Origin of the sequence: Nostoc sp. ATCC 53789 (assembly GCF_009873495.1) — a bacterium.
Classification (GTDB): Bacteria; Cyanobacteriota; Cyanobacteriia; order Cyanobacteriales; family Nostocaceae; genus Nostoc; species Nostoc muscorum_A.
This window is the reverse complement of record NZ_CP046705.1, coordinates 158,008-169,800: the sequence shown is the minus strand read 5'-3', so window position 1 is coordinate 169,800 and position 11,793 is coordinate 158,008. Positions and strand designations below refer to the sequence as shown.

The following is an 11,793-nucleotide window of genomic DNA, read 5'->3' as shown; positions in this document are numbered from 1 at the left end:
CTATTCGGCCAATTGTTCAAGTTATTTTTACATGATTCCTTAGTACCGAATCGCATTTGGGTGAAAGTTTCTAATCGTAGCGGTATTCCCATCACCAAAGAAGATTTGCAGCACCCTGGCGGTTTCTGGCATTGGGTTTGGCGGCACAACGTACCAGTGACAATTGTTGAAGGTGTCAAGAAAGCGGGGGCATTACTGACTGCTGGTTATGCAGCGATCGCTATCCCCGGTGTTAACGCTGGATACCGCACACCCCAGGATGAGTACGGTACTGCCATTGGTAAGCCAAACCTCATCCCAGACTTGAAGCATTTTGCAACACAGGGGAGACAGGTTAACATCTGCTTTGACCAGGACAACAAACCTGAGACAGTCCAGCGAGTCAGAACCGCCATCAGTCGTATGGGACGGCTGCTGGTAAATGAGGGCTGTTCGCTGCGAGTGATTGATTTACCATTCGGGGCAGAGAAAGGGGTTGATGATTTTATCGTCGCTCATGGTCAGCCGGCATTTGACGCACTCTACAACACTGCCGTTGCATTGGAGTTATGGGAGATTAAGCTGTTCACTCTGCTGACTTACCCGCCAGCGATCGCACTCAACCAACGTTTCTTGGGCCAGCTTCTCGTCCCCGAAGGTGAAAAGCTGATTATCCTCAAGGCTCCCAAAGGCACTGGTAAAACCGAATGGCTGGCAACGGAAGTGGCAAAAGCACATGACCAAGAGAGACGGGTATTAATTATCACCCATCGCATTCAACTAGGTGAGGCACTGTGTAATCGCTTCGGTGTTAACTATGTTACCGAAGTCCGCACGAATGAAACAGGCACATTGTTAGGATATGGGGTGTGTGTAGATTCGCTGCATCATGAGAGCCAAGCCCGTTTCAATCCCAACGACTGGTCAAATGATGTCATTATTATTGACGAATGCGACCAAGTATTTTGGCATTTACTTAACTCTGGTACTGAAGTGCAGAAGCGTCGGGTATCTGTTCTCAAAAACCTCAAACAACTGGTACAGAATGTTTTGGGCAGCAGTCAGGGAAAGATTTACCTGTCTAGTGCTGATGTGTCAGATACTGATGTAAAGTACGTTTTATCACTCGCTGGCGAATATCGGGTTAATCCGTTCGTAATCGTGAACAACTATCGGCACGTAGCCGGAAACTGTTACAACTACTCTGGGAGTAACCCGAAGAATTTGATTGCGGCACTGGACAAGGCCATCGCCAAAGGTGGGCATCATTTACTCTGCTGTTCTGCTCAAAAGGCAAAGTCTAAATGGGGAACCCAAGCATTGGAGGAACGGTTTCGCCGTAAATTCCCACACCTGCGGATACTGAGAATTGACAGTGAATCCGTTGCTGATCCATCTCATGCGGCTTTCGGTTGTATTGCCCACTTGAACGAAATTCTCACCCAGTACGATTTGGTTATCGCCTCTCCAAGTTTAGAAACTGGGGTCAGCATCGATATTAGAGGACATTTTGATGGTGTTTGGGGGATTTTTCAGGGAGTACAGCCGGTTAACTCCGTCCGTCAGATGTTGGCACGGGTTAGGGAAACTGTTGACCGTCACATTTGGGTGAGAGAATGGGGGATGTCGGTTGTGGGCAATGGTTCCACATCCATCGGAGGTTTGTTGAGAAGTCAACACGTCGCAACACAGGCGAACATTGCGCTGTTGTCGGCGGCGGATAATGACGATTACAGCTTTATTGACCAGAATTTTCAACCGGAGTCATTGCAGACTTGGGGTAAGCGTGGTTCTGTCATCAACGTTGAGATGCGGCGCTATCGAGAGTCTGTGCTTGCGGGATTGGTCGAGGATGGGTACACCGTTATTGATGCCTCAGATGCCGACGATGATGAGACTGGCGCAGTAATCGAGTCGGTTAAGGCGGCATCTGTTGAATTATATGCTGCGGAGTGTAAAGCGATCGCGGATTCCGATGAACTCTCCCCAACCGAATTGAAAAAGCTGCAAGATAAAAGGGCGAAAACGAAAACCGAACGACACCAGCAGCGCAAGGCGGAATTGTCCCGCCGCTACGAAATTGACGTAACACCTGATTTGGTCGAGAAGGATGACGACGGCTGGTATCCCCAACTGCGGATGCACTATTATTTGACACTGGGGCGAGAGTTTCTGACAACTCGTGATGCTAAACGGGCTAAGGCACAGTTAGAAGCTGGGGAGAATTCGGTTTGGAAACCAGATTTTAACAAGGGACAGCTATTACCTGCTGTACTGTTACTGGAAAATCTCAATCTGTTGCAGTTTATTACACCAGACGTTCAGTTGCGGGGGTCTGATGAGAAGATGGTGGAGTTTAAAGCGCTAGCTGTAAAGCATCGGCACGTTATCAAGAATTACTTGAATGTTAGTATCTCGGAAAAACATACACCGATAGCGATCGCACAGAAATTACTTGCCAAGATTGATTTGAAACTCGATTACGTCGGTCGCTTGGGTAAGCGTGAAAATCGGGAGTGCGTTTATCGGTTTGTTGCCCCTAATGATCAGCGTAATTCAATTTTTGGGCAGTGGTTTAATCGGGATGAAGCGTTTTCAAGGGAATCGGTGTCAGTCACTAATAATCTAAGTACAACTACACCAGTAACTGACACAACATCACTATCCATATCGCACAATACTGATTTGGTGTCAGGCACTAATAATATAGTCTTTGCAACATCACTCAGTGACACAGCACCACATACCCCAGAAAATATCGCGATTCTTGGATGGAAGGGGCTGATGGTGAAAATGCAGCTTGGGCTAAATAGCGCTGGTTCCTTCTACAGCGAGTTAATCTCCAAAGTTGGCGAGGCTGTTGGCGTTGCTGATAGTGAGCCTTACTGGAATGGGTATTTGGGGCAGTGGCAGGTTTGGGTTAAGTTTGCCACGGAATGTAGGTCTGTGGTGTGCGATTGGCTAGAAGCTGTGTAGTGAGAGAAAGCTTTGGTAAAGAGTTCAGTAATTCATGCTTTACTATTTCGTCTCACTAGCTTTTTTAGAGACAGCAATTGCACCAACTCCAAACAATAAACCTAGTAGGGAAGCAGGTTCTGGTACTGATGTAGATGAAGAACTCAAGGTAATATTGGCAGCAGAATCTTGATAAATGTATGTTCCAGCCCGTCCCACTTCACCCGTCAAGCTAATTTCAGAGCTTGAAGTTTTTTCTAAGGTATATCTTGGAGCATCAAAAGCAATGCCAAAATCAACTACTAAATTCCAATTCGACCCAGAACCAAACTCAAAATCAACATCTGGGGTTAAGTTACCGCCATTAGTAGAGCCTCTCTTCAAATTTAGGTCTAGATTGTTGACGGATAGCTCCCAATCGCTCAAAGTCCCGGACTCTGAGTAAACCACGAATCCAGAATATTCGCTCTTGAATGGCAAAGAGTTCGTAAGGAATGGGCTAGTAGCATCGACTAAGGTAAAATCACCTGAAAATTCTTGTCTAGTTAGAATCGCTCCCAGTACGGGAGTAGCATGAAATACGCTTGCAACTACCAAACCAATCACGGCGACGCTAACTTTGGGGAGTCGAACTTGATTCATGGATTGGGTATGCTATCTAAATTTGTTGAAGGTATGCTATCACATCCTTGGCAACTTAAGATACATTCGGTACACCAAAATTTTCTGCGATACCTGCGGTGTTCTCGAAGAATCGCTCAAGCCCAGAAATGGGCAATACCATATTATATTCCCGTGGGGAAGGGAGCTTCTCGGTGGATGAAGGCGGCTGGTATCGCCATTGATGAGGAGCATTTTCGCAAGTTTGGTGCAAGAGTGTTTTTATCAAAGCAGGGCAAAGTTTTATCCTCCCCAAAGTGGGTATCTCGGTGGCTACCCCACTAAGAACCAGTTAATCCGTAATTTACTACCACAGTTGTCACACGCTCCTTTTCATAAATAATACCAACTATCCAATTTTGCTTAACTATGAATCCTTTTTTGCGCGTACACAAAATAAAATCTACATGACTAAATAACTTTGTTTCGGATTCACTATTACCAGGGATTTTTCTATATCTGATAAAAGTTGAATTTTCATAAATTTCACACTTAAACCAGTTGCGCTCCATAATCTTCTTTGCATCAGCTATGGCAGCCCCTAGCAGAATAACGCGCAAAACTTCTTGCTCCATCTTGTCAGGGTTTTCATGAAAATGGAGTCTGGGAATTGATGCCAAACTGATGCCTATTGGCAGTAGCACTGCAACCAGTATTAGAGCTATTACAAGATATTTCATGCTGGCTTTCAAATCAACCCCCACTGATAAAATCAACGGCAGTCAAATCAATCAATGGGTTACGATGCTTAACTTTGAAGAAAGATGAATACCTGTTTGAGTTCACTTGGTGGAAGAAGCCCCTGAACGCTCGGCAGTACTTCTCGGTGTTAGAGAACAACCAAAAACAAGCTGCAAAAACTAGTTAGGTGATTTCCGAAAAATAATTTACCACCTAAATTGGTTGAATCAAGATATCCCATTTGGGCAGAAGTGGATTTCTCTGCAATCTAGACTCGACTTGCTTCATGGCTTTCTTAGTCAGGGAAATCCCCTTTTGGTAAACAATGTTGCTTAAAGTCAAAATTGGATGTAATCCTTTCCAAGTCATGCTAGAAGCCCATGAAAGCATAACTTGAACATCAACAAGTTTGGTTCCATTCCAATGCTGTTCAAGAATGCCCCAACAGCGCTCTATGGGATTATATTTACTATGGTAAGGAGGATAATAAAGTAATTGAATTGGTCTTTGTATCTGGTCAACAAATTCAACCATTCTTTTTAAGAATTGAGTTCGTACTCCGCTACTTTCGGAACCGTTATCAATTTTAATTTGTATTAGTTCGGTATCCTGTCTTTGTTCTGGTGTAATTGTTTTCCACCAATGAATCAGGTTATCAACAATGAAATCGCTAGTTTTATAGGAACTACCAAAGATAATATGTAGTTGCCCATTATCTTCGTCTACAATCCCACAGGGAATGTATTTTTCCTTGCATCCCATATCGTGGTCGCTAGCTTGATTGTCGCCTCTAGTTTTTCCTCCACGCGAATAATCGCCAATATTTACAGTGGCTTTACAGTCTATGCTTAGTCTCTTAACTGATTCGCTTGTTGCAAGATTTTGAAAGTCTTTGATGTTGTTGAAGATGTCGTCTGTTTGTGGTATTTTTTTTGAGGCTTGGCTTTTACAACTAGCCGAAGACGATAGCCCATTCGGTTCAATACTTGTGCCATTGTACTAGCTCCTGGCAATTGCTCCGGGCTAAATCCAAGCTCTTTTAGCTCTTTCAATGCCGATGCTGCTGTTAGTCTGGTATAGGCTAATGATGTTTTAAATGTCGGGTCTTGTTGAGCATGAGATTCTGCAAGATGGAGCAGTGACAATGCTGCTTCCGGTTGTTTCTCCTCCCAAAGCTTTGCTCCGCTAAAGGTTGACTGTAATCCTACACAGGTTATCCCTGTTCGTTTTTCTGCCAATCCTACCTCTATATTTTGTCTACCCCAGCCAAATACTGTTTCTGCCTGCCTTGCGCTTCCCTGGCAATATTTCAATGTCATCTGTGCCTGAAAACTCCGACGTTCCACTCCATTCATTTTCGATGCTGCCAACCGCAAGTCTTCTATTTGCGATGCTGTTAATCCTGCTGTGGCTAACGTATCCAAATGCTTGCTCCTGTTTGTTTTGCATCAAGGCTACATTCTACCTCTATTGGTAAATTCTTTCCTAGAAATCACCTTAGTAGTCATGCTCACCCAAGCGTATTAGTCGGTGACTACAAGAACAGCCTCTGAATTATCTACCACATCTTCGTAGAATCGCTTGAGTGCCGTGAAGTCCCTGACGATCCATCCAAATGCCTCGTCAGTATCCCTCGTCTGGTGCCACTTGTAAAGGTGTGCATCGTACATAAGTACCGGAGCGTACTTGGACTTGATATCTTCTTCAGTAATTCCACTAAGCCAAATGTGAATCAACTCGCATTTGTCGGCAGGAGTCCAACGGATGGGGAATCCTTGTGTGCTTCGTGCAGAAGGTAACACGTTTGATTGGCCGGTGATTGCAGTGACAGCCAACGATTCCTCCTCTTCGGAGAGAGCGCATTTCATCAGCAACCATTTTATCCAATCGAATCGCCTAGAAAGATCGCAGTATCGATTCTCAATTCCAGAGTGCGTTTCGACGAGTTCCTCAAGGGCATCGACAAACTGTTTATATTCAGCCTCACCATAAGGAAATTTGTTGACCCGACTTTGCTGTTCGCGGCGCAGGCTAAAATACCTCCGTACAAACAAAAGATATTCGGCATCAATGTCACTGTTAACGACGTTTTCGAGTAAGGTGCATTTCGAGGGGAGCGCGTTCAGTTGGAGTTCCCAGCCCATGTGTCCATCCTCTGCCAATCCTGTCAAACTATTCATTATAGTCAAAAAAATTAGTGGGGATGTGTTGATAGTAGGGAGTGAGCGCTACGGTTTAACTTGCGGGAGCAAATCATCAAAATCAGCAAACAATAATGAGCATTGCGCCATGATACTGAAGTTTGAGGATGCTTACCTCAAAAAGTTTGTCTCAACTGATGACAGATGCCCCGCAGTGGACTGAATGGATGGCGTGATAAAGTTGGGCACAAAAAGCGATCGCTCAAAGGTCAGTTCCTCCCAAGCAAAAAAAACTAACTCTTATCGAGCATCCAGGGATTACTAACTATGGGGAAACATTTAGTATCTTTGGATCTATGACTAAATTCGGTTCCATATTCTTTGACACAATATCACAGTCAATACCCCCTAATATTAGATGGGGCGGCTCAAAGCCGTTTGAACTTTTTCTGGAGAAATCTCAATGACCATTTCAATGTACCAAGCTTTAATACCCGTGTCTATTCGCACACTGAATAACCTTATAAACATTCTTGAAAAAGGTGCTGCTTATGCAGAAACTAAAAAAATAGACCCTTCTGTGTTGATTAATAGTCGTCTATCCCCAGATATGTTTCCATTATCAAAACAAGTGCAGATTGCCTCTGACATCGCTAATAGAGGTGCCGCACGGTTAGCAGGAATAGAACCACCTAAATTCGAGGACAATGAAACTACATTTGGTCAACTTATTGACCGTATTCAAAAAACTATCTCTCATTTAAATACTTTTAAACCTGAGCAAATTGATGGTTCAGAAGAGAGAGAAATTACCCTGCAAATGCGTGACAACACTCTCTGTTTTCAAGGAATGCCATTTCTCCTATATTTTGTTTTACCAAACCTTTATTTCCATGTCACAACAGCCTATGACATTCTTAGACACTGTGGTGTAGAACTTGGCAAAGGAGACTTTCTTGGTCAGCCTTAAGCTGTTGACTGATTACTATTGTGGACTTATACCAATTTAATATGAAGCTGCATATAATAGAGAAAACAAACTCGATAAATTAAAAGAACCATGAGCCGCCCTTTTGAGATTGAAATCGCAGAGAGCGAAGAAGAACTTAAAAAACGCCTACAAACAGCTAATTTAGGGAACCAGAAAGAAAAACTTATTATGCTGTGGTGGATAAAAAGCGGGCAGGCCAAGGAGCAGCAAGATATTGGAAAACGCTTGGCTAAAGATACATCAACGGTGACAAGATGGTTACAAAAATATAGATCGGGTGGGCTAGATGAATTATTGAAAATAAAAAAAGCTCCGGGAGCAAAACGGAAAATTCCTGAAGGAGCGATCACGGCACTTGAAGAGGAGTTAAAAACAGGAAAAGGCTTTAGTAGCTATGGTGCAATAGTAGAGTGGTTAAAGCAAGAGCAGGGGCTTGATATCGAGTATGCAACGGTTTATGCATTGGTTCGATATCGATTAGGGGCAAAACTAAAAGTACCACGTCCTCAAAGCCATAAGCAGGATGAAAAGTTAGTATCTGAGTTTAAAAAAAACTCGGTATCATTCTGAATTGTCTAGAAAAACATCTAGCACCCGGCAAGTGTGTTCGCTACCTGTGCCAGGATGAAACGAGGGTGGGACTGAAAACTCTTACAGGAAAAGTGATTACTGCCTCTGGAGTTAAGCCTACTGTTGAGGTGAAATGGCCACGGGAAAATTTTTGGATTTATGGTGCAATTGAACCATTGACTGGAGATCATTTTCTTTATGAATATCCAAAACTGAATGGCGAGTGTTTTCAACAGTTTTTGGACTGGCTATCTCAACAATTAGGTGGGGATTACGCTATTTTACAGGTTGACCAAGCACCTGCTCATACAAGTTCAGCAATTCGTTGGCCAGAAAATATTATTCCTCTGTTTCAACCACCTTCAGCCCCTGAACTCAATCCCATTGAAAGGCTTTGGCAGCTCCTCAAGAAACCACTCAAAAATCAGCTTTTCTCTTCTTTACAGAATTTACGCGATCGCATCCAAGAAATATTTAATCAACTTACACTTGAGCAGGTAATATCTATCTCTTCTTATAACTTTATTCTCGAAGCTCTTTTCTATGCAGCTTCATATTAAATTGGTATTACTTCTTTAATATAGTTTTTCGTCTTAGTTCTACAAGATCCGTGCATCATCTGACGAAAGTAATTCTACTTAATCAATTAAATACTCTTGCATGTCGCTTTGTCGATGGCGGAGAATACTTATAGCTTTGACCTGGATTTGACGAATCCGCTCTCGACTGAGGTTTAGCTGTTGGCCAATCTGAGCGAGATTGAAATGCTGATCATTCTCTAGCCCAAAGCTTAAAGTCAACACTTGACGCTGTATAGGTGTCAATGGTTCTAAGAATTTAGCCACGTCTTGGGATAGAAGTTCTTGGGTAAGGAGTTTTTCTGGTGAAACACCAACGTCTGTTAAAATTTCGCCCAATTCTGTTTCTTGCTCATCTCCAATTTTTTTATTTAAAGAAATGGCTGTACGAGAGGCACTGAGATATTCTCGAAGCTTATCGGGGCTGATGTTTAATGATGTAGCTATTTCTTCAGCAGTGGCATGGCGGCCGAGTTTTAGAAAGCTTTCTCGCTGCACCTTCTTAATTTTATTAAGGATTTCGGTTAGATGAACAGGCAATCTAATAGTCCGGGATTGTTCTGCAATTGCTCTGGTTATAGCTTGGCTAATCCACCAGTAGGCGTAGGTCGAGAGCTTATACCCCAGGTTCGGGTCAAACTTTTCTATACCCCGTTGTAAACCTATTGCTCCTTCTTGGATCAAATCTAAAAATTCCAAATTGCGGTTCTGGTATTTCTTGGCAACAGAAACTACTAGTCGCAGGTTAGCTGTCACCATTTTTTGTTTAGCTTTTTGACCAAGGTGTAGTGCTGATCTGACTTGTGTTTCGGTTTTTTCAACAGTGTTGGCTAATTCTGTCATTGTTGGTTCACGCTCTAGCTGTTGAGTGAGTTCATTTTTAGATTGCTCAATGGCAATCATTTCTTGTACAAGTCTTGCATAAGCAATTTCCTCGTCTGGTTTTAATAGAGGATACTTACCAATTTCTTGTAAATAGATGCGAACCATGTCTGAACTCAGGCTGGACATACAAACTTTTGGGCTTTTTTTACCGGGCGATTTAAAAGTATAAATCAAATAATTCGATAAACTTTTCTATTTTTAATAATCAAAATTCATCACCAATGCAGTCCTGGGTGAAGTAACCTCTGCTGTAACCGTGTGTACCGCCGTTGGTCATCAGTAGAGCGCACCGCTAGAGATATCGCTTTTTTTGCGCCAACTACGATCGCTAATTTCTTGGCACGAGTTATACCAGTGTAAAACAGGTTCCGGGTCAACATCATATAGTGCTGCATATAGATTAGCAGAACTATCACCGGATATTCTGAGCCTTGGCTTTTATGAATCGAAATGCTCCAGGCAAGGGCAATTTCATTCAGGTCAGCGTAATCGTAAACCACAGTCCGCTCACCATATTGCACTGTAACTTCCTGCTCGACAGTATCAATGGTGAGGATTATTCCCAAGTCGCCGTTGAAAACTTCGCGGTTGTAGTCGTTGGTTAGCTGGATAATGCGATCGCCCTCGCGTAACAAATTCCCACCTCTGTTAATCTCCACCTTGCTGGGGCTGGGTGGGTTAATCAACTGCTGCAACACGGTATTAAGATTGCGAGTACCCACAACTCCCCGTGTCATCGGGCAAAGCACTTGGACATCAGTGGCAGGATTAAAACCTAGTCGAGGGAGCAAGTCTGTAATCAACTCGCAGATTGCTTGCACTCCATGTTCAGGCTGATGACCTCCACCATGCCAAATACAATCAGACACAGGATTGTCGGAGATTGGCTCGATTGTTGGGTACTGGCCCCGGTTGATTTGGTGAGCAGCAGTGATAATTGCACTTGTTTGAGCTTGGCGGAATACCTGAGTTAACCGCACTACTGGCACGCAACCAGAATTAATCAAATCAGCAAGTATTTGACCTGGGCCCACAGTGACAATGGTGTGAGTTGTGAAGGTCTTTCCAACGCCAGGGCCACCAGTCAAAATCATGATTTTGGAGTAGGCTGCTGTTTCTACAGCTTGACGTTGCTGTTGTGAAAGCTGAATTTTACGGCTGGCTGTAAAGCGGTCAATCCAATCACGCACACGCTCAATGTCAGTGCCAACAGGATTTTCCAAGCGTTGGCGTATCAATTGAGCTAAATTCTGTTCCGTATGAAAGTAAGTCGGCTTATAGCAAAGTAGCCTTTTTTCTTCATCCCACTCTCTAATCAGTTCCTCTGCGAGAGCCATATCTTTAATAATGATCGCAACCGCTTCTTCTGTGGACTGATGAGATTCGGTAGTCAGCAGTTTGATTACCGAATCAATCAGTTCGCTTTGTGGCAGGTAACAATGACCATCTTCGGCAGCTTCACTTAGACAGTGGACAATCCCCGCACGATCACGAAATTCTGAGTCCGGTGCAATTCCGATATTTCTCGCAATCTTGTCAGCAGTTAGGAAACCAATCCCGTAAATGTCGGCTGCTAACTGATAAGGGTTCTTGGTAACAGTGGCAATCGCCTCATCTTTATATTGCTTGTAAATCTTCACAGCATAAGTGGTAGAAACGCCATGCCCCTGGAGAAATACCATTACTTCTTTGATGGCTTTTTGAGTTGACCAGGCGTTTTTAATGAGAGTGATTCGCTTTTTGGCAATACCCTGGACTTCAATCAGTCGTTCAATCTGGTTTTCGATAATGTCGAGCGTTTCTAAACCGAAGTGAGCGACGATACGCTTGGCTGTTACTGGGCCTACACCTTTAATCAGCCCACTGCCAAGGTATTTCTCAATTCCAGTGAGAGTGGCTGGTTTGGTTTCTTGGTAATTAATGACTTGGAACTGTGGCCCAAATTGGGGATGGTCACGCCAGAAACCAATTAGCTGTAGAGTCTGCCCTGGCTGGATATTAGCAAAGCTGCCAACAATTGTTGTCAGTTCGTTGCTACGGGGACGGGTTAGCCTTGCCACAGTGTAACCCGATTCAGCAGAGTAAAAAGTTAGGCGTTCTACGACTCCGGTGATTGTTTCGTGTTGAGGAAAGGCGCTTACTTGTTGAGGGGAAAGATTAGGAGGAGTGGACATTGCTTATGATTCAGATGCCGCACAGCACATTATTGTATATAATACTGGAATTCAATGAAATATAGTACATAAATACTAAACTACACACCCAGTATTAGTGTCATCGAAAACTCACCCTAATTTCTCCGATTAACTTACTTCTATGAAACAATTTGTAAAAGTAAAAGCAAGAATATGGA

At 43.4% G+C, this 11,793-nt stretch carries 10 protein-coding genes and 1 pseudogene; 5 read left to right on the top strand and 6 right to left on the bottom strand.

Annotated features, from left to right (window positions below):
• The first annotated feature begins 12 nt into the window (after positions 1 to 12).
• Positions 13 to 2,955, top strand: a complete 2,943-nt coding sequence (locus GJB62_RS32465; protein WP_245246267.1) for a plasmid replication protein, CyRepA1 family — start codon at positions 13 to 15, stop codon at positions 2,953 to 2,955.
• A 42-nt stretch (positions 2,956 to 2,997) separates the two neighbouring features.
• Here the strand turns inward: GJB62_RS32465 and GJB62_RS32460 are convergent, their stop codons facing one another.
• Positions 2,998 to 3,576, bottom strand: coding sequence for a PEP-CTERM sorting domain-containing protein (locus GJB62_RS32460; RefSeq protein ID WP_114080952.1), 579 nt, complete (start codon positions 3,574 to 3,576; stop codon positions 2,998 to 3,000).
• A 9-nt stretch (positions 3,577 to 3,585) separates the two neighbouring features.
• On the opposite strand from GJB62_RS32460, the gene GJB62_RS32455 reads away from it, so the two are divergent.
• Positions 3,586 to 3,879: a hypothetical protein gene (locus GJB62_RS32455; protein ID WP_147262458.1), complete on the top strand. Its 294-nt coding sequence runs from the start codon at positions 3,586 to 3,588 to the stop codon at positions 3,877 to 3,879.
• On the opposite strand, the gene GJB62_RS32450 is transcribed toward GJB62_RS32455, so the two are convergent.
• From GJB62_RS32450 to GJB62_RS32440, 3 genes and pseudogenes are all read right to left on the bottom strand, one after another.
• Complete coding sequence (locus GJB62_RS32450) at positions 3,876 to 4,274, bottom strand: hypothetical protein (protein WP_114080954.1); 399 nt, start codon at positions 4,272 to 4,274, stop codon at positions 3,876 to 3,878. The genes GJB62_RS32455 and GJB62_RS32450 overlap by 4 nt on opposite strands.
• Before the next feature lie 214 nt (positions 4,275 to 4,488).
• Positions 4,489 to 5,594: pseudogene (locus tag GJB62_RS32445) on the bottom strand (ISAzo13 family transposase).
• Positions 5,595 to 5,798: 204 nt separating this feature from the next.
• Positions 5,799 to 6,419: a DUF1877 family protein gene (locus tag GJB62_RS32440; protein ID WP_181852801.1), complete on the bottom strand. Its 621-nt coding sequence runs from the start codon at positions 6,417 to 6,419 to the stop codon at positions 5,799 to 5,801.
• A 460-nt stretch (positions 6,420 to 6,879) separates the two neighbouring features.
• On the opposite strand from GJB62_RS32440, the gene GJB62_RS32435 reads away from it, so the two are divergent.
• The 3 genes from GJB62_RS32435 to GJB62_RS32425 all read left to right on the top strand — a co-directional run bounded on the left by GJB62_RS32435 (position 6,880) and on the right by GJB62_RS32425 (position 8,537).
• Positions 6,880 to 7,386: a DUF1993 domain-containing protein gene (locus GJB62_RS32435; protein ID WP_114080956.1), complete on the top strand. Its 507-nt coding sequence runs from the start codon at positions 6,880 to 6,882 to the stop codon at positions 7,384 to 7,386.
• Between the two features lie 90 nt (positions 7,387 to 7,476).
• Positions 7,477 to 7,977: a helix-turn-helix domain-containing protein gene (locus GJB62_RS32430; RefSeq protein WP_114081708.1), complete on the top strand. Its 501-nt coding sequence runs from the start codon at positions 7,477 to 7,479 to the stop codon at positions 7,975 to 7,977.
• 65 nt (positions 7,978 to 8,042) lie between these two features.
• A complete protein-coding gene (locus tag GJB62_RS32425; RefSeq protein WP_245246029.1) occupies positions 8,043 to 8,537 on the top strand; it encodes an IS630 family transposase in 495 nt (164 codons plus the stop codon).
• Between the two features lie 78 nt (positions 8,538 to 8,615).
• Here the strand turns inward: GJB62_RS32425 and GJB62_RS32420 are convergent, their stop codons facing one another.
• Both GJB62_RS32420 and GJB62_RS32415 read right to left on the bottom strand, forming a co-directional pair.
• Positions 8,616 to 9,566 (bottom strand): RpoD/SigA family RNA polymerase sigma factor, encoded by a 951-nt coding sequence (locus GJB62_RS32420; RefSeq protein WP_114081388.1) that lies wholly within the window; start codon positions 9,564 to 9,566, stop codon positions 8,616 to 8,618.
• An 89-nt stretch (positions 9,567 to 9,655) separates the two neighbouring features.
• Positions 9,656 to 11,614 (bottom strand): helix-hairpin-helix domain-containing protein, encoded by a 1,959-nt coding sequence (locus tag GJB62_RS32415; protein ID WP_159402649.1) that lies wholly within the window; start codon positions 11,612 to 11,614, stop codon positions 9,656 to 9,658.
• Positions 11,615 to 11,793: the final 179 nt, after the last annotated feature.

Bases quoted from the DNA above. Each gene is read 5' to 3' on its own strand.
- GJB62_RS32460 (WP_114080952.1), bottom strand. From the start codon at position 3,576: ATGAATCAAGTTCGACTCCCCAAAGTTAGCGTCGCCGTGATTGGTTTG.
- GJB62_RS32455 (WP_147262458.1), top strand. From the start codon at position 3,586: ATGCTATCTAAATTTGTTGAAGGTATGCTATCACATCCTTGGCAACTT.
- GJB62_RS32450 (WP_114080954.1), bottom strand. From the start codon at position 4,274: ATGAAATATCTTGTAATAGCTCTAATACTGGTTGCAGTGCTACTGCCA.
- GJB62_RS32440 (WP_181852801.1), bottom strand. From the start codon at position 6,419: ATGGGCTGGGAACTCCAACTGAACGCGCTCCCCTCGAAATGCACCTTA.
- GJB62_RS32435 (WP_114080956.1), top strand. From the start codon at position 6,880: ATGACCATTTCAATGTACCAAGCTTTAATACCCGTGTCTATTCGCACA.
- GJB62_RS32430 (WP_114081708.1), top strand. From the start codon at position 7,477: ATGAGCCGCCCTTTTGAGATTGAAATCGCAGAGAGCGAAGAAGAACTT.
- GJB62_RS32420 (WP_114081388.1), bottom strand. From the start codon at position 9,566: ATGTCCAGCCTGAGTTCAGACATGGTTCGCATCTATTTACAAGAAATT.
- GJB62_RS32415 (WP_159402649.1), bottom strand. From the start codon at position 11,614: ATGTCCACTCCTCCTAATCTTTCCCCTCAACAAGTAAGCGCCTTTCCT.